The 23,514-nt window shown below is 71.9% G+C and carries 22 protein-coding genes, 1 tRNA gene and 1 riboswitch; of the genes, 6 read left to right on the top strand and 17 right to left on the bottom strand.

The genetic code is table 11. The annotated features are described in order from the left end of the window. Positions 1-124: 124 nt before the first annotated feature. The 4 genes from ABZX65_RS13890 to ABZX65_RS13875 form a co-directional block, all read right to left on the bottom strand. On the bottom strand, positions 125-361 hold the full coding sequence (locus tag ABZX65_RS13890) for a hypothetical protein (RefSeq protein ID WP_355337909.1): 237 nt from the start codon (positions 359-361) through the stop codon (positions 125-127). A gap of 123 nt (positions 362-484) precedes the next feature. Then, positions 485-1,405, bottom strand: a complete 921-nt coding sequence (locus tag ABZX65_RS13885; protein ID WP_355337906.1) for an SDR family oxidoreductase — start codon at positions 1,403-1,405, stop codon at positions 485-487. Next, complete coding sequence (locus tag ABZX65_RS13880; RefSeq protein ID WP_355337903.1) at positions 1,402-2,514, bottom strand: alpha/beta hydrolase; 1,113 nt, start codon at positions 2,512-2,514, stop codon at positions 1,402-1,404. The genes ABZX65_RS13885 and ABZX65_RS13880 overlap by 4 nt, the downstream gene beginning before the upstream one ends. Continuing rightward, entirely contained in the window at positions 2,511-4,013 is a 1,503-nt protein-coding gene (locus tag ABZX65_RS13875; RefSeq protein ID WP_355337900.1) for an NAD(P)/FAD-dependent oxidoreductase, read from the bottom strand. The genes ABZX65_RS13880 and ABZX65_RS13875 overlap by 4 nt, the downstream gene beginning before the upstream one ends. Before the next feature lie 483 nt (positions 4,014-4,496). On the opposite strand from ABZX65_RS13875, the gene ABZX65_RS13870 reads away from it, so the two are divergent. From ABZX65_RS13870 to ABZX65_RS13850, 5 genes are all read left to right on the top strand, one after another. Then, positions 4,497-5,375, top strand: coding sequence for a MerR family transcriptional regulator (locus tag ABZX65_RS13870; RefSeq protein WP_355338093.1), 879 nt, complete (start codon positions 4,497-4,499; stop codon positions 5,373-5,375). 125 nt (positions 5,376-5,500) lie between these two features. Continuing rightward, entirely contained in the window at positions 5,501-5,767 is a 267-nt protein-coding gene (locus tag ABZX65_RS13865) for a DUF2630 family protein (protein ID WP_355337897.1), read from the top strand. After that, positions 5,764-6,093, top strand: coding sequence for a GNAT family N-acetyltransferase (locus tag ABZX65_RS13860; RefSeq protein ID WP_355337894.1), 330 nt, complete (start codon positions 5,764-5,766; stop codon positions 6,091-6,093). The genes ABZX65_RS13865 and ABZX65_RS13860 overlap by 4 nt, the downstream gene beginning before the upstream one ends. Before the next feature lie 149 nt (positions 6,094-6,242). Next, entirely contained in the window at positions 6,243-7,880 is a 1,638-nt protein-coding gene (locus tag ABZX65_RS13855; protein ID WP_355337891.1) for an AlkA N-terminal domain-containing protein, read from the top strand. Beyond that, the gene (locus ABZX65_RS13850; RefSeq protein WP_355337888.1) at positions 7,877-8,404 is read left to right on the top strand and encodes a methylated-DNA--[protein]-cysteine S-methyltransferase; all 528 of its coding nucleotides are present in this window, start codon (positions 7,877-7,879) and stop codon (positions 8,402-8,404) included. Before ABZX65_RS13855 ends, ABZX65_RS13850 begins: the two co-directional genes overlap by 4 nt. 99 nt (positions 8,405-8,503) lie before the next feature. Here ABZX65_RS13850 and ABZX65_RS13845 read toward each other — a convergent pair whose 3' ends face one another. From ABZX65_RS13845 to ribA, 4 genes are all read right to left on the bottom strand, one after another. After that, complete coding sequence (locus tag ABZX65_RS13845; protein WP_355337885.1) at positions 8,504-11,287, bottom strand: YfhO family protein; 2,784 nt, start codon at positions 11,285-11,287, stop codon at positions 8,504-8,506. A 249-nt stretch (positions 11,288-11,536) separates the two neighbouring features. Continuing rightward, positions 11,537-13,771: an MMPL family transporter gene (locus tag ABZX65_RS13840; RefSeq protein ID WP_355337882.1), complete on the bottom strand. Its 2,235-nt coding sequence runs from the start codon at positions 13,769-13,771 to the stop codon at positions 11,537-11,539. A gap of 182 nt (positions 13,772-13,953) precedes the next feature. Next, positions 13,954-14,550 (bottom strand): TetR/AcrR family transcriptional regulator, encoded by a 597-nt coding sequence (locus tag ABZX65_RS13835; protein ID WP_188282412.1) that lies wholly within the window; start codon positions 14,548-14,550, stop codon positions 13,954-13,956. A gap of 182 nt (positions 14,551-14,732) precedes the next feature. Further along, a complete protein-coding gene (gene ribA / locus ABZX65_RS13830) occupies positions 14,733-15,413 on the bottom strand; it encodes a GTP cyclohydrolase II (protein WP_355337878.1) in 681 nt (226 codons plus the stop codon). A 49-nt stretch (positions 15,414-15,462) separates the two neighbouring features. Between ribA and ABZX65_RS13825 the strand changes: the two genes are divergently transcribed. Further along, complete coding sequence (locus ABZX65_RS13825) at positions 15,463-16,254, top strand: AEC family transporter (protein ID WP_355338090.1); 792 nt, start codon at positions 15,463-15,465, stop codon at positions 16,252-16,254. Here ABZX65_RS13825 and ABZX65_RS13820 read toward each other — a convergent pair. The 9 genes from ABZX65_RS13820 to galU all read right to left on the bottom strand — a co-directional run bounded on the left by ABZX65_RS13820 (position 16,239) and on the right by galU (position 23,499). After that, complete coding sequence (locus ABZX65_RS13820) at positions 16,239-16,868, bottom strand: dihydrofolate reductase family protein (protein ID WP_355337876.1); 630 nt, start codon at positions 16,866-16,868, stop codon at positions 16,239-16,241. The two genes, ABZX65_RS13825 and ABZX65_RS13820, sit on opposite strands and share 16 nt — an antisense overlap. Positions 16,869-16,976: 108 nt before the next feature. Further along, the gene (locus ABZX65_RS13815; RefSeq protein WP_355338087.1) at positions 16,977-17,807 is read right to left on the bottom strand and encodes a bifunctional 5,10-methylenetetrahydrofolate dehydrogenase/5,10-methenyltetrahydrofolate cyclohydrolase; all 831 of its coding nucleotides are present in this window, start codon (positions 17,805-17,807) and stop codon (positions 16,977-16,979) included. 49 nt (positions 17,808-17,856) lie between these two features. Beyond that, positions 17,857-17,943: riboswitch (ZMP/ZTP riboswitch) on the bottom strand. A 198-nt stretch (positions 17,944-18,141) separates the two neighbouring features. Continuing rightward, a tRNA-Ala gene (locus ABZX65_RS13810) sits at positions 18,142-18,215 on the bottom strand. An 87-nt stretch (positions 18,216-18,302) separates the two neighbouring features. Next, positions 18,303-19,367: a hypothetical protein gene (locus ABZX65_RS13805; protein WP_355337873.1), complete on the bottom strand. Its 1,065-nt coding sequence runs from the start codon at positions 19,365-19,367 to the stop codon at positions 18,303-18,305. A 117-nt stretch (positions 19,368-19,484) separates the two neighbouring features. Beyond that, complete coding sequence (locus ABZX65_RS13800; protein ID WP_188279753.1) at positions 19,485-20,105, bottom strand: GNAT family protein; 621 nt, start codon at positions 20,103-20,105, stop codon at positions 19,485-19,487. Then, complete coding sequence (locus tag ABZX65_RS13795) at positions 20,102-20,650, bottom strand: MogA/MoaB family molybdenum cofactor biosynthesis protein (RefSeq protein ID WP_355337870.1); 549 nt, start codon at positions 20,648-20,650, stop codon at positions 20,102-20,104. Before ABZX65_RS13795 ends, ABZX65_RS13800 begins: the two co-directional genes overlap by 4 nt. Next, positions 20,647-21,129, bottom strand: a complete 483-nt coding sequence (moaC, locus tag ABZX65_RS13790; protein ID WP_355337867.1) for a cyclic pyranopterin monophosphate synthase MoaC — start codon at positions 21,127-21,129, stop codon at positions 20,647-20,649. The genes ABZX65_RS13795 and moaC overlap by 4 nt, the downstream gene beginning before the upstream one ends. Positions 21,130-21,235: 106 nt before the next feature. Next, a complete protein-coding gene (gene glp, locus ABZX65_RS13785; protein WP_355337864.1) occupies positions 21,236-22,588 on the bottom strand; it encodes a gephyrin-like molybdotransferase Glp in 1,353 nt (450 codons plus the stop codon). After that, positions 22,585-23,499 (bottom strand): UTP--glucose-1-phosphate uridylyltransferase GalU, encoded by a 915-nt coding sequence (gene galU / locus ABZX65_RS13780; protein ID WP_355337861.1) that lies wholly within the window; start codon positions 23,497-23,499, stop codon positions 22,585-22,587. The genes glp and galU overlap by 4 nt, the downstream gene beginning before the upstream one ends. Between the last annotated feature and the right edge of the window lie 15 nt (positions 23,500-23,514).

Genomic DNA, 23,514 nt, shown 5'->3' with positions numbered 1-23,514 from the left:
ACACCGCGAAACGGGCGGGGCGGCCAGAAACGGGCGCGGCGGACAGGAGAACGGGCCGCGGGCACAAGGGAGAAGGGGCACCCCCGAGGGGGTGCCCCTTCTTTGTCACGGTGTTCGCGTGACGTCAGGCCCAGTCGTCCTGGTCCGCGTCGCTCGACTCGGAGCCGAGGCGGTCCTGCGACGGGTCCTCGACGTCGGAGCGACGGTCCCGCTGCCCCTGGTCCTGCTGGGTGCCGCGCTGCATGTTGTCGCGCGCGTCGTCCGCGGACTCGGCCGCCTTGTCGCGCTGGTCGCCGGCCGCGCCCTTGGCCTTGTCGGCGAACTCGCTGGCCTTGTCCTTGAACTGGTCGAAAGCGCCCATGATCACTCCTCCTGGAGTCTGTGGGGATGGGGCCTCGACCAGACTTACACGGGTGCGCGAAGTGCGCATCTCGGGACGAAAAGCCCAGCGCGGCAAGGGATTTGGGGTCACGGAGCGTGAGGCTCAGGCGTTCGGTCCCGTGGTCGCTCCGGCCGAGCGGGCCGTCTCGTCGGCGGCGCCGCCCCGGCCGACGAGGCCGCGGTGGGTACCGGCCGCGCGGGCGAGGGCGGGTTCGACCTGCCGCATCTGCCGCTGCCCGAGGGCGCCGCCGATGACGGACGGGAGATAGCCGCGGATGGACTGCATGCCGCGCAGCCACGCCTGCCCGTAGACGTGCGGGGAGCGGCGCACGATCCCGGCGGCGATACGGTCGACGGCGGGTTCGAGCGGATAGGTGCGGTTGGTGGGCCAGGGCAGCTTGGAGCGCAGGCCACGCAGGACGTCGTCCTCGTCGGCGCCGCGCACCATGTCGGTGTCGGTCCAGCTCAGGTAGCCGACGCCGACCTTGACACCCTTGTGGCCCACCTCCCCGCGCAGGCAGTGCGCGAAGGCCTCGACGCCCGACTTGCTCGCGCAGTACGCGGCCATCAGCGGCGCCGGGGTCAGCGCCGCCAGCGAGGCGATCTGGAGGAGATAGCCGCGCGACCGCAGCAGCGCGGGCAGGAAGGCGCGGGCGGTGGTGATGCTGCCCAGCAGATTGACCTGAATGACGCGGTCGAACGCCTCGGGGTCGGAGTCGAGGAAGGGGCCGCCGGTGGCCACCCCGGCGTTGGCGACGACGACGTCGACCCGGCCGAAGCGCTCGGCGACCTCCTCGGCCACCGCCGCCATCGCGGCCCGGTCGGTGACGTCGGCGGTCCACCAGCCCGCCCGCGGCCCGATCGACTCGGCGACCTTCTTCAGCTCGTCCGGCTCCAGGCCGACCAGCGCCAGCGTCGCCCCGCGCGCGGCGAGCTTGCGCGCCAGCAGCGCCCCCACCCCGCGCGCCGCCCCCGTGACCACCACGACCTGCCCGTCGAGCGAGCTGTCCGTACGGCTGCTCATGCGCTCTTCTCCTCTGTCCGTGTGTCGGTGACCGGGTCAGTAAGTGTGCCGGTACCTGTGCTGGTACGCGTGTCGGTACGCGGGTCGGTGCGCGGGTCGTCCACCGCGCGCGCGTCGCCGGACGCGGCGCCCACCCGCAGATGGGCCGCGGCCAGCTTCCGTACCGCCGCGACCACCGCGTCCGCGTCCTCGATCGGGGTCATGTGGCCGAGCCCGGGCAGCTCGATCAGGTCGGTGCAGTTCGGCAGGGCGGCGGCCATGCCGCGCGCGTGCACCGGAGGAGTGAGCTTGTCGGCGGTGCCGACCAGCACGGCCGTGGGCGCGGTGAGCGCGGCCAGTTCCGCGTCGAGGTCGAGCGCGGCGAGCACCCGCCCCCACTCGGAGCGCTGCCGCGCACCGCAGGCGTGCACGATACGGGCGGAGAAGGCCACCTGCTCGCGGGTCGAACCGGACGCCAGCACGCCGTACTTGAGCGCCGCGCGCGAGACCGGGGTGACCGGTCCGAGCGGCAGCCGGGACACGAGGAGCTGCCGGTGGAAGGCCCGCCGGACGCGCCGGGAGCTGAAGCGGGGCGGCAGCACCTGGGTCGAGCCGAGCAGCCGGGCGCTGCCGGTACTGGTCATGAGGACGGCGGCCGTACGCTCCTGGACGGCGGTACGCCCGGAGGCCGCCATGATCGTCATACTGCCCATGGAGTGGCCGACCAGCACGGCCTTCTCACCGTCGTAGCCGTCACCGGTGCCGTCACCAGCACCGGTGCCGTCAATGTCAGCGGCTCCGAGAGCACCGGCCCCCGAAGCGCCCCCCGGCAGCACAGCCCTCACCACCGCCTCCAGATCGTCGGCGAGCTGCGTCGTCCCGTACCCCGCCCGCGACCGCGGCGACGCGCTGCGCCCGTGCCCGCGCTGGTCGTACGCGATGACCCGGAAGTCGGCGGCGAGCGCCCGGACGACCGGGGCCCAGAAGAGGGTGGAGCAGGTCCAGCCGTGGGCGAGGACGAGCGGCGGGCCGTCCGCGCGGCCGTACTCCTCGACGTGGATCCGGGTGCCGTCGGCGGAGACGACGGTCAGCTCGCGGCGCGCGCGTACCGCCTCGTAGGGCACCGTCATGACACGGCCTCCACAGCCTCGCGCCGGCCCGCGACCGGGGCCAGCACCTCGTATTCGGAGAGCTTCAACTGCCGGGTGGCGCGCCGGAATTCGGCGGTGGTGCCGGGCCAGGCGGTGGTGTTGCGCCCGTTCGCGTCGAGATACCAGCTCTCGCAGCCGCCGGTGTTCCAGACCGTACGGGCGGCGCGGCGCTGCATCTCCTCGTTCCAGGCGGTGACGGCCTCGGGCCTGGCCTGGAGGGCGGCGGCGCCGGTGGCGTCGAGGGTGCGCATGAAGTCGGCGACGTAGTTCAGCGACGACTCGATCATCAGGATCATCGAGCTGTTACCGAGGCCGGTGTTGGGGCCGATGATGAACAGGAGGTTGGGGAAGCCGTCGACCGCGCAGCCGCGCAGCGCGGCCATGCCGTCCTTCCAGTGCTCGGCGAGCGTGCGGCCGTCCGCGCCGATCACCCGGTCGCCGATCGGCATGTCGGTGACGTGGAAGCCGGTGCCGAAGACGATCGCGTCCACCTCGCGCTCGGTGCCGTCGGCGGTGACGATCGTCGAGCCGCGGACCTCGCTGAGCGCGGAGGTGACGACCTCGGTGTTGGGCTGCGCGAGCGCCGGATAGTAGGTGTTGGACAGCAGGATGCGCTTGCAGCCGATGGTGTAGTCGGGGGTGAGGCGGGCGCGCAGCTCCGGGTCCTTCACCGACCGCTTCAGGTGGTTGGCCGCGATCCGCTCGGCGGCCTTGAGCAGCTTCGGGTGCCGTACGAAGGCGCCGACCTGGAACTCCCTGATCAGCCAGAGCAGGCCGCGGCGCGCCTTGGCGGTGGCCGGGACCTTGCCGTGCAGCCAGCGCTCGGCGGCGCTGACCCCGCGGTCGACGCGCGGCATCACCCACGGCGGGGTGCGCTGCACGACGGTCAGCCGCGCGACCTCCGGCTGGATGGACGGCACGATCTGGATCGCGGACGCGCCTGTGCCGACCATGGCGACGCGCTTGCCCTTGAGGTCGAAGTCGTGGTCCCAGCGCGAGGAGTGGAAGACGCGCCCGGGGAAGTCCTCGATCCCGGGGATGTCGGGGATCTTCGGGTCGGACAGCGGCCCGGTCGCGGAGACGACGACATCGGCGGTCAGCTCGCCCGCCGCGGTCGTCAGGTGCCAGCGGTTCGCCTCGCCGTCCCAGCGGGCCTGCCGCACCTCGGCGCCGAACCGCAGGTGCGGGCGGAGCCCGAAGGTGTCGGTGACCCGCTCCAGATACGCCCGGATGTGCTCCTGCCCGGAGAAGGCGCGCGGCCAGTCGGGGTTGGGCGCGAAGGAGAACGAGTACAGGTGCGACGGCACGTCGCAGGCGCAGCCCGGATAGCTGTTGTCGCGCCAGGTCCCGCCGACCGAGTCCGCGCGCTCCAGAATCACGAAGTCCGTGATGCCCTCGCGCCGCAGCCGTACCGCGGCCCCCAGCCCGCCGAACCCGGACCCGATCACCGCCACCCGCACGTGTTCGAGCTCGTCCATGGCACCGCCTTCCGCCGAATTGTGCCCCCGTCGATCATGCCAGCAATCACTGGCACGGTTCGGACTGTAGACCATGCCGGGTTACCTCCGGTAGGGGTAGGGGCGGAAGTCGTCCGTACGTGGGGCGCGGGGTGGGGCGCGGGGTCCCGGACGACGGGGCGCGGGGTCCCGGACGACGGGGCGCGCGGTGGCGGACGACGGGCGCGCGGTGGGGCGTACGGGCCAGGACACGGGGCGTACGGCGGGGGCGTACGCGTCCGGGCGGCGGGGCGCGCGGCGGAGCGTACGGGTCCGGACACGGGGGCGTACGGCCAGGCGCGCGGCGGCGGATGTCACGACGGAATACCTGCCCAGGGGCGGGGTCGGACAGCCCCGAACAGCACATAGGCTGGCCGCGTGGACGACAACGGAAGCGGCGGCGCGGGGGACCACGGCGCGGGCGACGGCTCCGGCAGCGGCTCAGGGGCCGAGCGCGAGTACCGCGTGGAGGAGCTGGCGAAGGCGGCCGGTATCCCCGTCAGGACGCTGCGGTTCTACCGTGAGCGGCGGCTGCTCCCGCCACCGCGCCGGGACGGCCGGATCGCCTGGTACTCCGAGGCCCACCTCGCCCGGCTGCGGACCATCGCGGGGCTGCTGGAGCGCGGCCACACCCTCGGCGGCATCGCCGAACTGATCGGCGCGTGGGAGAACGGCCGCACACTCGGCGGCGTCGCCGAACTGCTCGGCCTGGAGGGCGCGCTCACCGCACCCTGGTCGGAGGAGACCCCGGTCCGCCTCACCCCCGAGGAGCTGGCCGACTACTTCGGCGAGGACGTCACCCCGGAGAATCTGACGACGGCCCTCGACATCGGCTACATCGGCGTCGACGGCGAGAACGTCATCCACATCAGCCGCCGCCTGCTCGACGCCTCCGCCGCCCTCGTCCACGAGGGCGTGCCGCTGGCCGCCGTCCTCGCCGCCGGACGCGGCGTACGCGCCCACACCGACGCGCTCGCCGACCTCTTCACCCAGGTCATCCGCACCCACGTCATCGGGCCCATGGACGACCTCCCGCCCGCCGAGGCCCACCGCATAGCCGAGTCCCTGCAACGCCTGCGGCCCCTCGCCAAGAACATCGTCGACGCCGAGATGGGGCTCGCGATGGAGCGGCGGGTACGGGCCGAGATCGACGCCTGGCTGCGGCAGCAGGCGGAGCGGGCGGAGGGCGGCGCGGCCTGCGGTACGGACGGCGGTACGGAAGCCGGTACGGACGGCGGCGCGGAAGCCGGTACGGACGGCGGCGCGGAGGCCGGTGTGGGCGGCAGTACGGACGGCGGTACGAAAATCGGTACGGACCCGGCCGAACCCACCGCCGGCGCCTGACGTACGCACCGCGCCCGACGTACCGGCCGCGTCTGACCCGTCACATCACCCCGCGCATCGCGAGCGCGCCGCCGCACGACCTGCGAGAGTGGACCACAAGGCCGTACCGACCCGGGAGGTGCCCCGTGCAACAGCCCAACGACTCCTCGGCAGACCAGGCCATTCTGGGCCGGATCAGCGCGATGGTCGCGGACGAGAAGGCGCTGCGCGACCTGCTCGCCGCAGGCAGCATCGACGGCGCGACGGAACAGGAGCGGCTCGCCGCCCTGGAGCGCGAGCTCGACCAGTGCTGGGACCTGCTGCGGCAGCGCCGCGCCCTGACCGACGCGGGCGAGGACCCCGGCGACGCGAAGGTCCGCCCGGCCTCCACCGTCGAGAACTACCGCTCATGAGCGACGGCGCCGCCTCCGTCCACGGTGACGTCACGGTCACCGACGCGCCCGAGAGCAAGCGGTACGAGGCACGTATCGGCGACGACATCGCCGGGGTGGCCGCGTATCTGCGCACCCCGGACATGATCGCGTTCATCCACACCGAGGTGAAGGACGCCTACGAGGGCCGCGGCGTCGGCTCCGCGCTCGCCCGCACCGCCCTGGACGCCGCCCGCGCGCAGGGCCTGCGGGTCCTGGCGATCTGCCCGTTCTTCGAGGGCTGGCTCGGCAAGCACCCGGAGTACGCGGATCTGCTCTACGTACCGGCGAGCAACGTCTCCGACTGAGCCCCCGTACGTGCGGGCGTCCCCAACCCGCCCGTACCGACCCGCCCGCAGCGCCGCGCCCGTACCGCCGCCCCCGCACCGCACGCGCCCCGACGTCCATGTCGGATTTCCGCCAGACCGGAAGCCTGACGACGGGCGATGCTGGTGGGGTGGACACGGATACGGACAGGGATACGGACAGGGCTACCGCTACGGCTACGGCTGGGGCTGCGGTCGCGGCTGCGGGCAGGGCCGCGAGCGGGAACGCCGCCGGGGGAACGGTCCGGGACTCCGGGTCGGCCGCGGCCGTCCCGGACTTCGACACCTGCGTACGCGCCGTCCGGTCGAAGGACGCCCGCTTCGACGGATGGTTCTACACCGCGGTGCGGACCACCGGCATCTACTGCCGCCCGAGCTGCCCCGTGGTGCCGCCGAAGGCCGAGAACATGACCTTCCACCCGAGCGCCGCCGCCGCGCAGCAGGCCGGTTTCCGGGCCTGCAAGCGGTGCCGCCCGGACGCCAGTCCCGGCTCGCCGCAGTGGAACGAGCGGGCCGACCTGGTGGCGCGCGCGATGCGGCTGATCGCCGACGGGGTGGTGGACCGCGACGGGGTGCCGGGCCTCGCGGCGCGGCTCGGCTACAGCGCCCGGCAGGTCGAGCGGCAGCTGCTGGCGGAGCTGGGCGCCGGGCCGCTGGCCCTGGCGCGTGCCCAGCGCGCGCAGACCGCGCGGCTGCTGATCGAGACGAGCGCGATGCCGATGGGCGAAGTGGCCTTCGCGGCCGGCTTCGCCAGCATCCGCGCCTTCAACGACACCGTGCGCGAGGTCTTCGCGCTGTCGCCGAGCGAGCTGCGGGCGCGGGTCGCCAAGGGGCGTCCGGCCGCGGGGACCGGCACCTTGTCACTGCGGCTGCCGTTCCGCCGGCCGCTCACCCCGGACAATCTCTTCGGGCACCTGGCCGCGACCGCGGTACCGGGCGTCGAGGAGTGGCGGGCGGGCGCGTACCGGCGCACGCTGCGGCTGCCGCACGGCACCGGGATCGTGGCGCTGCGGCCCCAACCCGACCACATCGCCTGCCAGTTGTGGCTCACCGACTGGCGTGACCTGGCGCAGGCGATCAGCCGCTGCCGCCGGTTGCTCGACCTGGACGCGGACCCGCGGGCGGTGGACGCGCTGCTGTCCGCGGACCCGGTGCTCGCGCCGCTGGTGGCGAAGGCGCCGGGGCGGCGGGTGCCGCGGGTCACGGACGGGCCGGAGTTCGCGGTCCGCGCCGTCCTCGGGCAGCAGATCTCGACGGCGGCGGCCCGTACGCACGCCGCCCGTCTCGTGCTCGCGCACGGCGAGCCGGTCACCGACCCCGGCGGCGGCCTCACCCACCTCTTCCCCGCTCCCGCCGCGCTCGCCGGACTCGACCCCGCCGCCCTCGCGATGCCGCAGACCCGCAGGAACACCCTGGCCGCGCTCGTACGGGCCCTGGAGAGCGGCGAGTTGGACCTCGACGTCGGCAGCGACTGGGTACGGACCCGCGCCCGGCTCTCGGCGCTGCCCGGATTCGGGCCGTGGACGGTCGAGACGATCGCGATGCGGGCGCTCGGCGACCCCGACGCCTTCCTGGCCACCGACCTCGGCGTGCGGTACGCCGCCCGCGACCTCGGCCTGCCGACGACTCCGGCGGCGCTGGTACGGCACTCCGCCGCCTGGTCGCCGTGGCGGGCCTACGCCACGCAGTACTTGTGGGCGACGGGTGACCACCCGATCAACGTCCTGCCCCCCAACACCACCGATGAGAAAGGGACTTCACCCTCATGACCGCCACCCGCCCCGCCCCCTCGGCGGAGCACCCGGTCCACACCGTCGTGGACAGCCCCTGCGGCGAACTGACCCTCGTCGCCCGCGGCTGCGCCCTCACCGGCCTCTACATGACCGAGCAGCGGCACCGCCCCGCGCAGGAGACCTTCGGCCCGCGCGGCGACAGCCCCGTCTTCGCCGCCGCCCGCGCCCAGCTCGACGCCTACTTCGCGGGCGAACTCACCCGCTTCGACCTGCCGTTGGCGATGTCGGGCACACCCTTCCAGCAGCGCGTCTGGTCGGCGCTGCGCGACATCCCGTACGGCGAGACCGTCTCGTACGGCGAACTCGCCGCGATCCTCGGCCATCCCACCGCCTCCCGCGCGGTGGGCCTGGCCAACGGCAGGAATCCGATCGGCGTCATCGTGCCGTGCCACCGCGTCGTCGGCGCGGGCGGCGACCTGACGGGCTACGGCGGCGGGCTGCCGCGCAAGCGGTGGCTGCTGGCGATGGAGAACGGCGTCCAGCAGCCGGTGCTGCTCTGAGGTGCGGGAGCCTCCGGTGCTGCTCTGAGGTGCGGGAGCCGCCGGTGCCGCTCTGAGGTGCGGGAGCCTCCGGTGCCGCTCTGAGGTGCGGGAGCCGCCTCAGCTCTCGACCAGCGCCGCGGGCACCGGCCGTACCGGTTCGCTGTCGCCGTCCTCCTCGGGGCGGCGGCGCCCGCGCCACCAGCCGAACGCCGCGAGGGCCGCGACGCCGAGCAGTGAGGCGCCGCCGAACGCCTCGCCGAGGTGCAGGCCGGGCGGGGTGAAGGAGCAGGAGACCGAGGTGGCGCCCGCGGTGACGGGCACGGAGATCAGCCCGAGGTAGGAGCGCGCGGGGTGCCTGGAGCCGTTGTCGGTGGCGCAGCTCCAGCCCGTGATGGCCGGGGCCGCGACGACCGCGAATCCGTGCGCGCCGGAGGGGAGTTGGGCGCTGATGCCGTCGTCGGTCACCTGGACGCGGGTGGCGGCGCCCGCCGCCAGCTTCCGCTCGGCGGCGGCGAGCCTGCCCCGGTCGAGGCAGCCGACGCCGTCCGAGGAGAGGGTGCCGGGCTCCAGGGCCCGTACCTTCAGGGCGAACTTCCCGCCGCCGCGCGGCACATCGCCCAGGCGCTCGACGGCGGCGCGGTGGGTAGGCATCCGGCCGAGGAAGTCGACCGGCGCGGCGCCGGGGAGCGTGACCTGACCCTTGAAGTCCGGTGACCAGAAGTACACGTCGCTGCCCGCGGGGCAGGACGTCCGCAGCGAGTACGTACTGGTCCGCGGCTGCCGCACGTACCCGGTGACCCGGTACCCCTTCGGGGTGCGCGGCATCAACCGGCCCTTGCTGTCGCGCAGTTCGGCGCTGGTCGGGGTGTAGACGGCGGAGCCGAGCAGCAACTCCTGGTTCCGGTACGGCGAGAGGCCGTAGCGCCCTGCCGGTACGGCGTGGCGCATCGTCACCAGCGGCGGCACCTCCTGCCGGGTGACGGTCGGCGGCACGTTCGGCGGCGGGTTCACATGCACCTGGTGCGGGTCGCGGCGCGAGTGGACGCGCGCGCCGACCGAGAAGATGACGTCGGTGACGGGGTTGTCGAGGCTCTGCAACGACCGGCCGCGCGAGGTCCAGCCGCCGCCGAGCGCCATCAGGGTCTTCGTCCACACATCGGCGGTGAGGCTGCTGTAGTACTGCGCGCCCTGGCCGTCGACCATCAACGGGTCGTTCCCGACGGTCTGTTCGCGTCCGGGATCGGTGCGGTAGTCCGGCCAGCCGTCGGCCTTCGCGACGGCGTCGTACTGGTACGTCTCGCGCTGGCCCCACTGCCCGTAGTCGTCCATGGTCGCCAGCCGCTTCCTGACGTCCCAGGCGTTGGTGAACGCCGACTGCCCGATCTGGGCGCCGATCAGCAGCGTGGCGGCCAGCACCACGGGCAGCGTGGCGGGCGCGGAAGCCTTGGCGGGCGCGGAAGCCCCGGTGGCCGCCGAAGCCCTGGTGGGTGCGGTGCCGGTTCCCGCCGCCCCGCCTTGCGACCGGTCCGCCGCCCAGCGCAGCAGCAACAGGGCGCCGATCGTGGCCACCAGGCCGAGCGCGAGCAGCGGATACGTGCCCTGCCCGGTGACGCCCTTCTCCGCACCGAAGCGCGTGACGGCCACCAGCGCCGCCATCACGCCCGTGGCCCAGGCGAGTTGACGCCGGCCGGGCAGACCGTGCGCGAAGGCGAACCACCCGGCGATCACCATCATCCCGCTGAGCACGAACGTCTCGCGGTACGCGCTGCCGTTGGGCGTGGTGAAGGCGTGCCACAGCAGATGCGTCGGCTTCCACTGGAACGACGCGGTGACCACCAGCACCAGCACCGTCCACACCGTGCGCGTGCGGCGCGGCACCGCCGGGTGGAAGGGCAGCGCGAAGGCCAGCAGCAGCGCCGCGGTGTCGATGTACGTGGACGGCGTCGTGAAGCCGTACGTGCCGGGGAGCATCCGGCCGAGCAGGTCCGACCACGGCTTGGGCTCGAACTCCTGCACCAGGCCGGGGTAGGCGAGCTTCGTCCCCTTGAAGATGGTCAGCACCAGCGGCGCGGACAGGCCGATGCCGAGCACCATGCTGCGCGCCGCCCTGCCGAGCGCGCGCAGCCACTCGCGCGGCTCACGCGTACCGCCGGGGCCGCCGACGCCCGGTGCGGTCCCGTCCTGTGCGGTCCCGTCCTGTGCGCCCGCGTCCGGCGCGGTCGTGTCGCCGCGGTCGGGCTCGGTCAGCAGCCGGGCGATGAGGACGAGCCCGGCGCCGATCGTCGCCATATACGCGGTGTAGAAATTCGCGATCCAGCACAGGGCGACCACGAGGACGCTCAGATACGGCCGCCGCGCGGTCCGCGCCCACTCCCCCACCAGGCACAGCAGCGGGAACGCGATCAGGCCGTCCAGCCACATCGGGTTGTACGACGCGAGCATCACCGTCCAGCCGCACAGCGCGTACGACGCGCCGAGCGCGCCCGCCGCCCACCAGCGGCCTGGGCGCAGCGCCAGCAGCAGTACGGCCATCGCCGCGGCGGCGGCGCCGATCTTCAGCACGGTCACGGCGTAGACGGCGAGGTCGATCCGGTCGCGCGGGAAGAAGGCGACCAGCAGCGCGAAGGGGCTGGAGACATACGTGCCGAGGTCCGGCAGGAAGCTGCTGCCGTAGCCGGACTGCCAGTTGAGCAGGAGCCCGCCGTCGGCCCTGCCGTGCAGCAGGTCCCACAGGTGCGCGTGGTACGGGACGAACTGATTGCCCAGGTCATTGACGCTGCGCGTGCGCGAGCCGAACGGGTAGCTGCCCGCGACCGCGTCACCGATACAGAAGGCGACCGCCGCGACGCCCGCGGCGAGCAGCGCCGCCCGTGTGCGCGCGGCGAGGAACCATGACCTCACGCGCCCGACGGCTTCCGGAGGGACTTCTTGAGGTGCCATCGGTTCCCCCGGTACGCATGTTCTGTGAATGTCGCCAGATATTAGGCATCCCCGACAGACAGGAACGCGACATTCCACCGACTCCGAGGTGAACGTCAAACACCCGCCCGGTGCCCGAAGGCAACCGGACGGGTGGAGGATCACACAACGGACGGCGTCACCTTGTGCCGCGTCCGACTGGACGAAGCCACAACCGACGGCGTCACATGATCAGACGCGTACGGGTTCGTGCTCCTCCTCCGAAGCACCGGTCCCCGAGGCGCCGCCGCCGGTAGTCACCGTGTCGCCGAGGCTCTTGCGGAGCTGCTCACCCTCGACGTCCACATTGGGCAGCGCGCGGTCGAGCCAGCGCGGCAGCCACCAGGCGGAGCGCCCGAGCAGTGCCAGCACGGCGGGGACGATGGTCATACGAACGATGAACGCGTCGAAGGCGACCGCGATCGCGAGGCCGAAGCCCATCATCTTGATCATCGACTCGGAGGAGCCGATGAAGCCCGCGAAGACGCTGATCATGATGACCGCCGCGGCGGACACCACCCGCGCACCGTGGTTGAAGCCGGTGACGACGGCCTGGCTCGGCGACTCCCCGTGGACGTACGCCTCCCGCATCCGGGTGACGAGGAAGACCTCGTAGTCCATCGCGAGACCGAACACCACACCGATCATGAAGATCGGCATCATGCTCATGATCGGCCCGGTCTGCTCCACGCCCATCAGGCCGGACAGCCAGCCCCACTGGAAGACCGCCACGACCGCGCCCAGTGCCGCGAGCACCGACAGCAGGAAGCCGAGCGCCGCCTTGAGCGGCACCAGCACCGACCGGAACACGAGCATCAGCAGCAGGAACGCCAGGCCGACGACCAGCGCCAGGTAGGGCACCAGCGCGTCGTTCAGCTTCTGCGACACGTCGATGTTCATCGCCGTGGTGCCGGTGACCAGAACGTGCGCCCCGGTCGTACCGGTGAACTCACCCTGATGCCCGCGGATCGCGTGCACCAGGTCCTCGGTCTGCGCGCTGCTCGGCTTGGAGTCCGGCACCACCGAAAGGGTGGCCGTGTCGCCCTTGGTGTTGAAGGCGGGCGCGTTGACCGTCTTCACATCGGGGAAGCCGGTGATGGTCGTCTTGATCCGGTCGACCGCCGCCTTCGGGTCGTCGCTCGCCGCGGCGTCGACCACCACCATCAGCGGCCCGTTGAAGCCCGGCCCGTAACCGTCGGACAGCAGGTCGTACGCCTTGCGCTGGGTCGTGCTGACCGGCTGCGAACCGTCGTCGGGCAGGCCCAGTTGCATGCTCGTCATCGGGATCGCGGCCAGGCCCAGCGCCACGACGCCCGCGACGAGGATCGGCACCCGGCGGCGTACCACCATGCGCGCCCAGCGGGTGCCCATGTTCGGCTTGCCGGTGTCGACCGCGCGCCCCTTGCGGACCTTGCGGCTGAGCGCCTTCGGTCCCGCGAAGCCGAGCAGCGCGGGAATCAGGGTGAGCGCGATCAGTACGGCGATGGCGACGGTGGCCGCCGCGGCCAGCCCCATCTTGGTCAGCATCGGGATGTTGACCACGGCCAGGCCCGCCAGCGCGATCAGCACGGTCAGACCTGCGAAGACCACCGCGGAGCCCGCCGTGCCGACCGCCCGGCCGGCCGCGTCCTCACCCTCTCGGCCCTCCATCAGTTCATGCCGGTGCCGCGACACGATGAACAGCGCGTAGTCGATACCGACCGCCAGTCCGATCATCGACGCGAGCGTGGACGACGTGCTGGACAGACCGAGCGTGCTGGCCAGCGCGGTGATCGACGCGATACCGATACCCACACCCATGATCGCGGTCAGCAGCGGGAGCCCGGCCGCGACCAGCGAACTGAACGTGATCAGCAGCACGACCGCCGCGATGCCGACACCGATGATCTCGCTGTTCCCGGTCTCCACCGACGCCTGGAGCGCCGTACCGCCGGTCTCCACCGTCAGCCCGGCGTCCCTGCCGTGCTGCGCCGCGTCCTCCAGCGCCGTGTGCGTGGCGTCGGTGATGTCGGAGGACTTGGCCGTGTAACTGACCGACGCGTAAGCGGTGGTGCCGTCCTTGCTGATCGCGTCACCGCCGGCGGCGAACGGATCGGCGACCGTCGCCTTCTGCGGTGTGCTCTTCAGCTCGTCGACGACCTTCTCGACCGCCGCCTTGTTCGGTCCCGCGGTGATCTTCTGACCGTCGGGTGCCTGGAAGACCATGCGCGCGCTCGCGCCGTCGGCGTTCGTGCCGGGGAAACGCTCATGCAGCAGGTCGAACGCCTGCTGCGCCTCGGTGCCGGGCACCGTGAAGTTGTCGCTCGGCGCGGACGGCGCGGTCGCCGCGCCGACACCGGCGAGCGCCAGCAGCGCCACCCATATCAGTACGACGAACCGCCGTCGCCGGAAAGCGAGCCGGCCCAGCTTGTAGAGGAATGTGGCCATGGGGGCATGGGCTCCCGTCAGGAGGATGGAAATGTGGGCGTGAGGAACCAGCCCGACGACGAGAGCGGCGTGTCAGGTGGAGCGGTGGTGCGGGGAATGTCGTGCTGAGTCGTGCCGGGGCGCCGAGTCGTGCTGAGTGGCGCGGGGAAAGGTCAGATCACATCAGTGGTCACTGCGCTTCGTCACGACAGACGCAGGGCGGGGACGACCACCGCGTCGATGTATCTGTGTGAGAAGTCGGGGTCGGGGTCGAGACCTTCGATGATGGGCCGCGCCAATGCGGCCCCGAACAGCAGGTGCGGGACGAAGTCGCGTGCCGGATTGTCGGCGGCCAGCTCACCGCGGTCCACGGCGCGCTGCACAAGAGCCCGGAAGCTGACCAGCTCCGGCTCGATGAGCAGCTCCCGCAGGGCGCGGAACAGGTCCTCGTTCCTGAAGGCCGCGTGGGCGAGCCCGCGCATGAGTTCCTGGTCCCGCTTGGTCTCGTCCTGGTCGTGACAGCGGATGAGTTCGTGCAGGTCACCGCTGAGCGAGCCCGTGTCGATGTCCGCCGTGGACACCGACTTGGAGTGCCGCAGCGCGGTGGCCACGAGTTCCGGCTTGCCCTTCCACTGGCGGTAGAGGGTCGCCTTGCTGGAACGCGTACGGGACGCGACCGCGTCCATCGTCAGCGCCTCGTAGCCGACCTCACGCAGCAGCTCGACCACCGCCGCGTAGAGCTCGTGCTCGCGCTCGGGGGTCAGGCGCGTACGACGCGTGGCGGAAACCTCAGCCGTCATGTCGCCCTGCCCTCCGAGTCGAAACGATGTCGTACACATAACCATAGACGGCCCGCGATCGAAACGCCACCGTTTCGATCGTGGGTCGAATCACGTTCACGACGCTCAACCGTGCCCGCGCCCTCGCGCGTACGGATTCACCCCGCCCAGGCGCGGCGCCGCGGTCGACCTCGCGTCCCGGCTCAGGCGGGAAGCGCCAGCGTGTGACCGGTGTGCTCGACCTTCGCCCGCAGGTAGCTGACATTCGCCGCCGACACGTGGACGGCGGTCGGAATCCGCTCGACCACGGCCGTCCCGAGCGCGGTGAGCTGCCGCGCCTTGTCCGGGTTGTTGCTCAGCAGCCGTATGCCGTCGACCCCGAGCGCCGCCAGCATCTGGGCCGCCGCGGTGTAGTCCCGCTCGTCCTCGCCGCGCCCGAGCGCGCGATTCGCCTCGTACGTGTCGAGGCCGTCGTCCTGGAGCGCGTACGCGTCGAGCTTCGCGTACAGACCGATCCCCCGGCCCTCCTGCCGCAGATACAGCAGATACCCGCCGGTCTCCGCGATCCGCTCGACCGCCTCGCGCAACTGCGGCCCGCAGTCGCACCGCTGCGACCCGAACACGTCCCCCGTCAGGCACTCCGAATGCGGTCTGACCAACGGCGACTCGGCGCCCTCGTAGTCCCCGAGGCCCAGCGCCAAGTGCTCCTTGCCGTCCACCAGACCGGTGAACGTGAACACGTCCGCCGTCGTCCCCCACCCGTCCGAGAACCGCAGCGGCACCCGCACCTTCGTCCGTATCCCGGCGGCCGGCAGCGGATTCTCCCCGCCCCGCGCCGCGTTGACCGCCGTGCCCGACGCACTGGTCGACACCTTCGACGCCATGCTGACCCCCTCATAAGATCTTGAAACATCAAGCTCTTTCGGCGGTCGGATTATTTCCCCCACCCCGAGATGTGACCCAGGCCACACGCCCAGGTCGGCGTCTCCGCTCCCCCCGACCCGCCCGATACGGCCGCCCCCGGGTCCGCCATGCGCACTGACCGTCAGCCGCAAGCTGTTCCGGCACCGCCAGGCCGACCAGGCGATCGGCGCGATGTGCGCGTCCTACGTCAACTCCGCCAACCTCGGCATCCCGGTCGCCGTCCACGTCCTGCACGACACGTCCTTCATCGTGGCCGCCGCGCTTTTCCAGATGCTCTTCGTCACCCCGCTGTTCCTCGTCCTGATCGACCTCGACACCCACCGCGGCGTCGGCGCGCTGTGGCGGCGCATGCTCCGACTCCCCTTCCGCAACCCGGTGATCGCCGCCTCAGCCACGGGCCTGGCGGTGGCCACCACCGGACTGGCCCTGCCCGCCGAAGCGGTCTCCCCCGTCCAACTGCTCGGCGGGGCGGGCGTTCCCTCCGCGCTCTTCGCCCTCGGCATGTCGCTGCACGCCCGTTCCCGCCCCACCCCGGCCGCGCGCACTGAACGCCGCCTGCTGGCCGGCCTCAAGACCGTCGTCCGCCCCCTCCTGGCCTATTTGCTGGCCCGCTACGCCTTCGCCCTCTCCGGCCACGCCCTCTTCGCCGTCGTCCTGTGCGCCGGACTTCCCACCGCGCAGAACGCCTTCATCTTCGCCTCCGAATACCGGCTCCCCACCGACCTCCCCCGCGACACCGTCCTGCTCACCACCCTGCTCTCGATGGTCACCCTCACCCTGATCGCCTACGCGCTCGGCTGACCCCCGCCCCCACCGGCGGACGGCGTCACCGGCTGCCCCACCTCGTACGTGAGATAGGCGAATTGGCCGACCCGCTCCACGTCCGTCAACCGCAGCCGCCCCCCGTCCAGCCGTCTGGGCAGCAGCGGCGCGCCCGCTCCCAGCGTCACCGGCGCGACGCCGAGGATGATGTCGTCCAGCAGCCCGGCGTCGGCGAAGCTCCCGACCAACTCGCCGCCGCCGAGCAGCCACACGTTCTCCCCGTAGCCGCGGCTGCCACCGCTCCCCTCCCGCGCCGCGGCCACCATCTCCGCGTGCACCGGCCGTACGTCACCCTGGACGAAGCGGATGTCCGCCCCCGGCACGGCGGGCAGATCGTCCCGGTGCGTGAAGACCCAGCACGGCCGGTCCCCGTACCAGCGCCGCCACTCCTCCGGCCGCTCCACCACCTTCTCGTGCTCCAGCACCCAGCGGTACGTCGTCGCACCCATCGCCAGCACCCCGACGCCCGCCATGAAGCGCTCGAACGGCTCTCCGGGTTCGGTGTCCACCTCGAAGAGCCAGTCGAGCGAATTCGCCTCGTCGGCGAGGAATCCGTCGAGCGTGGTCGCTGTGTAGTACTGAGTCCTGGTCACGGTCACAGCCTGCCACCCACCACTGACAATTGCCCCTCAAGCGGACATCAGCGCAGGTCGGCCGCGCTCAACACCGCGGCAACGGCGGCCCGTCCCGGTCCCGGGCCCTCACACCCCGAGCTGGCGTGCGGCGGCGTCCACCGTCTGCGCCAGCAGCACGGCGATCGTCATCGGCCCGACCCCGCCCGGCACCGGCGTGATCAGCCGCGCACGACCGCGGGCCGTCTCGAAGTCCACGTCGCCGACATTGCCCGCGTTGTACCCGGCGTCGATCACCACCGCGCCCGGCTTGATGTCCTGACCCCGGATCAGCCGGGCCCGCCCCACCGCCGCCACCACGACGTCCGCCTCCGCGACCACCGCGGCCAAGTCCTCGGTACGCGAGTGACAGTACGTCACCGTCGCGTCCTTCGCGAGCAGCAGCATCCCGACCGGCTTGCCCAGGATCGCGCTGCGGCCCACCACGACCGCGCGCTTCCCCGCGAGCCCGACCTCGTACTCCTCCAGCAGCCGCATGATGCCGCCCGGCGTGCACGACACGAACCCCGGCAGACCGAAGCTCATCGCGCCGAACGAGCTGACCGTGACGCCGTCGACGTCCTTCTCCGGCGCGATGGCCTCGAACGCCGCCCGCTCGTCGATGTGCGGGCCCACCGGATGCTGCAACAAGATGCCGTGCACCTCGGGGTCGGCCGACAGCGCGCCGAGCGTCTCCACGAGTTCCGCCGTACTGGTTCGCGCGGGAAGCGCCACATGGCGCGACAGGATTCCGGCCTTCGCGCTGCGCGACTGCTTCATCCGCACATACGTCACCGACGCGGGATCCTCACCCACCAGCACCGTCGCCAGGCACGGCGCGAATCCTGTGCGCCGCGCAAGGATCGACGCCTTGGCGGCGGTCTCCCCCATGATGCGCCGGGCCAGACCGGCCCCGTCCATGAGCCGCGCGGTATGTGTCGATGCCACCGTTGCCTCCAGGCGTGTTCAGTCCACTCGCCCAGGCGCACGGCACCGACGTATGCGTCAGGCCGCTCCCCGGTGGTACTCCACCTCAGCGCCAGTCACGGCCCACCCGCACTCTATCCGCCCCCGCCCCCGCCGCCCCCGTCCCGTGTCGCCGGTGCCGGGCCGGGGCTGCAAGCCGCCCTGAAAAGCTCCGCCGCCCTGAACCATCTCGAACGGACCCCGTAAAACGACAGAAATCCCGTCCGATCATGAAGACCGGCGGGATTCCGTCAAACGTTCCCGAAATCGCCCAGGAACGGCCTTGTTGTGGACCTGAGGGGATTCGAACCCCTGACCCCCTCGATGCGAACGAGGTGCGCTACCGGACTGCGCCACAGGCCCTTGCAACGAGGAAAACTCTAGCACCCCGAGACGGGTGGTCGTGAACGCGATTCACGCTGGTCCGGATGGCCGGGAAGCCTGGCGGCACTACTCGTTGGCGGCGCGGGGGCGGTCGGAGGGGTCGGCGTACTGGTCGAAGAGCGGGGTGCGGGGGGTGCGCGGGCGCGGGCGGCGCGGCTGGGGGGCGGCCGGGGCGGACTCCTGCGCGGCAGCCGCCGGGGCGGATTCCGCGGCGGCGGTGCCGGACCTGGCGGCGCTCCACGTGTCGGGCGCGCCAGGGTCGACGCCGCCCGGCGTACGGGGGGCGACCGGAGCCGTCACATAGGTGGGCAGCGGGACCGGTACGGGCTCCCAGCCGTCGTCGTTGTTCTGCTGCGCGCGCTGCTGGTCGACCCACTCGGCGTGGTCGGTCTGCTCGACGAGGGCGCGCCGGTCGGCCGTACGCGGCGAGGGCGCGGGGCGTTCGGCGGGCGCCGCCTGGTGCTGGTGCTGGTGCTCCTCGGCGGCCGGTTCGGGGCGGGCGCGCAGGCGTCGGGCGGCCTCGGCGGCGTACCGCTGGTCGATGCGCACCTCGAAGCGACGCCGCTCCTGGCGACGCATCTGGCCGATGTAGACCGTCAGCAGAACGGCCGGGATGGCGGGCGCCCAGAGCAGCGCGACGCCGCCGACGGCCGCCGCGACGGCGCCGACGGTGAAGCCGAGGAAGAGCAGTGTCGTGGTGCGGCGACGGCGCGCGAGCACCTTGGCACGCGGGTTGGGCACGCCGGGGCGGGCACCATGCGCGGTGTGCGCACCATGGACGCCGGCCGCGCCCTGAGTACCGCGTGCTCCGTGGACGCCGTGGGTGCCCTGCGGGATGCCCGGCCGCACCTCGGTCGCGGGCACGGCGAGTCCGCGGACGTCCACCGCTCCGGCGAGGTCGTCCTCGGATACGTCGTCGGCTGCGCCTTCCGCGGGTTCGACGCTCTCACCTCGCGCCTTCGCGACACGCCGCTCCATCGCCGCGCGCCCGGACAGAAGCCGGATGGCGGTGCTGAAGCGTTCCGTCGGACGCGCTTCGTTGAGCTCATCCTGCCTACGGAGCCACATGGGCACCAAGTAGGCAGCCCAGGCCCCGACGATGACTGCGTAGATGAGGCCACTACTGCTCACGCGTTACACGGTAGGGGTGATCGAGACACGCCATACGCAATTTGGCCCGGTGTGTCGCACGATCTGGCTGATATGCCGAGATTTTTTTGCGATTGGCTTCATTTTCGAACAATTGTTTTATTTCTGGTGCGTCCCGGGCCTGGCCTGCCGCCAGCGGTTCAGCAACCCCTCCGGGACTTCCTCCGCCGTCAGCGCGTAGACCAGATGGTCCCGCCATCCACCGTCGATATGCAGATAGCGCGGACGCAGCCCCTCCTCCCGGAAACCGAGCTTTTCGGCCACCCTGCGGCTGGGACCGTTCTCCGGGCGAATGCACACCTCGATGCGGTGCAGTCCGACGCGCCGGAAACAGTGGTCGACGGCGAGCGCCACCGACGTCGGCATCACACCGCGCCCGGCGACCGCCTCGTCCACCCAGTAACCGACGTGCGCCGAGCACATCGACCCCCAGGTGATGCCCGCGACGGTGAGCTGCCCCGCGAGCCGCCCCTGGTACTCGATCACGAACGGCAGCATCCGGCCCGCGCTCGCCTCCGAGCGCAGGTGCCGCACCATCTGACGGTACGTGGGGCGCTGCGCGACATGGCCGGGCGGGGCGGGCGGCACGGTGGCCTCCCACGGACGCAGCCAGTCGCGGTTGCGCCGGTTGACCTCGCGCCAGGCGCGCTGGTCACGCATCCGGATCGGGCGGAGGGTGATGTCACCGTCCACCAACTCAACCGGCCAGGACCCGTTCAGCTCGGTCTCCCAGGGACTGAAGTCGTTTGGTCATTCACGTGATCGCCGCCATGGATCTGGTCGACGGCGTGCACCAGGAGCGGGGCGAGTACGGCGAGGCCGTCCTTGACCCCGCCGCTCGAACCGGGAAGGTTCACCACCAGCGTGCGTCCGCACACCCCCGCCACGCCACGGGAGAGCGCGGCGGTCGGCACCTTCTCCCGGCCCGCCGCGCGGATCGCCTCGGCGATACCGGGGATCTCGTAGTCGAGCAGTTCCCGGGTGACCTCGGGGGTACGGTCCGTCGGCGAGATACCGGTGCCGCCTGTGGTCACCACCACGTCGTACGCGGCCTCGGCCGCCTCCCGCAGCGCCTCGCCGACGGGCGCGCCGTCGGGTACGACACGCGGGCCGTCCACGGTGAAACCCCACTCCTGGAGCGCGGCGACGATCAGCGGGCCGCCGCGGTCCTCGTACACCCCCGCGGAGGCGCGGTTGGACGCGGTGACGGCGAGCGCGCGCAGGGTGCGGCCCGGCGCGGCCTGCGGTACGGCGGGCCCGGTCATGCGCGGTGCCAGTCGCCGGACTTGCCGCCGGTCTTCTCCTCGACCCGCACATCGGTGATGACCGCCGCCTTGTCGACGGCCTTCACCATGTCGATGACCGTGAGCGCGGCGACGGTGACCGCGGTCAGCGCCTCCATCTCCACCCCGGTGCGGTCAGTGGTCTTCACGGTGGCGGTGATCTCCACGGCGTCGTCGGCCACCACCAGGTCGACTGTCACACCGGACACCGCCAACGGGTGACAGAGCGGGATCAGGTCAGGGGTGCGCTTGGCGCCCATGATCCCGGCGATCCGCGCGGTGGCGATGGCGTCGCCCTTCGGAACGCCTGCGCCGCGCAGAAGTTTGATGACGCCGGGATCGACCAGGACCCGTCCTGTCGCCCTGGCCGTGCGCGCGGTGACGTCCTTGGCGGAGACGTCGACCATTCGGGCCGCGCCTGCCTCGTCGAGGTGGGTGAGGTGCTGCTGCGCGCTGCTCATCGTTCTCCCGGTGCGGTCTCTTGGGCAGACACCGTACCGGCAGGGACCTCCGCGCGGCCCGCGGGTCCGCGCCGGTGTGCGCGCGGACCGCCCGGCGGCCGATCGCCTACGGCTCCAGCACCACCACTTCGACATCCGCCCCGGCCTCGACCGAGGTGTCGGCTTCCGGTACGACAATCAGCGCGTCGGCATGCGCGAGCGCCCTGACCAGGTGCGACCCGGAACCGCCGACCGCCGTGACCGTACCGGACGCCCGGTCGTAGTGACCGCGCAGGAACTGCCGCCTGCCTTCCGGCGACCTCTCGATCGCGGTGACGCACACCGCGCGCACGACCTCCCGGTGCACCGACCCGGCACCCATCAGCGTGCGGATCGCGGGGCGGACGAACAGCTCGAAGGACACGTACGCGCTCACCGGATTGCCGGGCAGCGCGAGCAGCGGCGTGCGGTCGGGGCCGATCCGCCCGAAGCCCTGCGGCTTGCCCGGTTGCATCGCGAGTTTGCGGAAGTCGACATGTCCACTTGGCGCGGAGATGTCACCCTCACCGTCGTCGCCGTTGACGTTCATCTCACTGCCGTCCGCGATCGACGACAGTGCTTCTTTGACGACGTCGTACGCGCCGACGCTCACCCCGCCGCTGGTGACGATGATGTCGGCGCGGATGAGCTGGTCCTCGATGGTGGCGCGAAGCGTCTCCACCTCGTCGGCGACGGCGCCGACGCGATACGCGATGGCGCCCGCCGCCCGCGCGGCGGCGGTGAGCGCGAAACTGTTGGAGTCGTAAATCTGACCGGGTCCGAGGTCCTCACCCGGCTGCACCAACTCGCTGCCGGTGGACACCACGACCACCCGCGGCCGGGGCCGCACCTTGACGGCGCCGCGCCCGATCGCCGCGAGCAGCCCGATCTGCGCCGGGCCGAGAATCGTACCGGCGGCCAACGCCAACTCCCCCGCGGCGACATCACTGCCGCGAGCCCGCACGAACTGCCCGTGCTCCACCGGCCGGTGCACCCGCACCTCACCCGCCGCGCCGGCCGGGTCGGTGCTGTGCGCGGTCATGCTCGCCGCCGGGCCGCCACCGGTGCCGCCGTCGGTCCACTCCACCGGCACGACACCCTCAGCGCCGGGCGGCAGCGGGGCGCCTGTCATGATCCTGGCGGCCTGGCCCGGTCCCACCGTGGGCAGTTCACCGCTCCCCGCCGCCACATCGCCGACCACGTCGAGCACCGCCGGGTGCTCCTCGGTCGCCGCCTTGGTGTCGGCGACCCGCACCGCGTAGCCGTCCATGGAACTGTTCTCGAACGGCGGCAGCGCCACCGGCACCGTGACGTCCTCGACCAGCACACACCCCTGCGCGTCGAGGATCTGCAACTCGATCGGTTCCAGCGGGGTCAGTTGACCCAGGATGCTGTCGAGATGTTCGGAGACGGACCACACCCGGTCAGCGTCATGACTCACTCTTGCATCTCCTCGGTGACGTACGAACGCAGCCAGGTCCGGAAATCTGGCCCCAGGTCATCACGTTCGCATGCCAGTCGGACAATCGCACGCAGATAGTCACCGCGGTCACCGGTGTCGTAACGCCGCCCGGTGAACACCACACCGTGCACCGGCCCGCCGGTGTGGTCCCGGTGCGACAACTCACGCAACGCGTCGGTGAGCTGGATCTCGCCGCCACGCCCCGGCTCGGTCTTCTTCAGCACGTCGAAGACGGCGGCGTCGAGCACATAGCGGCCGATGACCGCGTACGACGACGGTGCCTGGTCGGGGCTCGGCTTCTCCACCATGTCGGTGACGCGCACGACATCGTCGTCGCTCGTCGGCACCACGGCGGCTGCACCATAGAGGTGGATCTGCGAACGATCGACCCGCATCAAGGCGACGACACTGCCGCCGTGCCGTTCCTGCACCTCCACCATGCGCGCCAGCAACGGGTCGCGGGGGTCGATGAGGTCATCACCGAGCAGCACGGCGAACGGCTGGTCACCGACGTGCGGTTCAGCGCACAGCACCGCGTGACCGAGGCCCTTCGGGTCACCCTGGCGCACATAGTGCATGGTCGCCAGACCGCTGGATTCGCGTACCCGCGCGAGCCGGGACTCGTCACCCTTGCGGGTGAGTGCTTCCTCCAGCTCGTAGTTGCGGTCGAAATGGTCCTCCAGGGCGCGCTTGTTGCGTCCTGTGATCATGAGCACATCGGAGAGCTGTGCGGACACGGCTTCCTCGACCACGTATTGAATGGCCGGCTTGTCGACCACGGGAAGCATTTCCTTGGGCGTCGCCTTGGTCGCCGGCAGGAAGCGGGTACCAAGACCGGCGGCAGGGATCACAGCCTTGCTGATCCGGGTACGAGGATGTGATTGCGTCATGCCGTGCACCATAGC

The organism is Streptomyces sp. NPDC003300, assembly GCF_040610915.1.
Lineage (GTDB): Bacteria > Actinomycetota > Actinomycetes > Streptomycetales > Streptomycetaceae > Actinacidiphila.
Note: the sequence above shows the minus strand (reverse complement) of the source record. Positions and strands in the feature narration are given on the sequence as shown.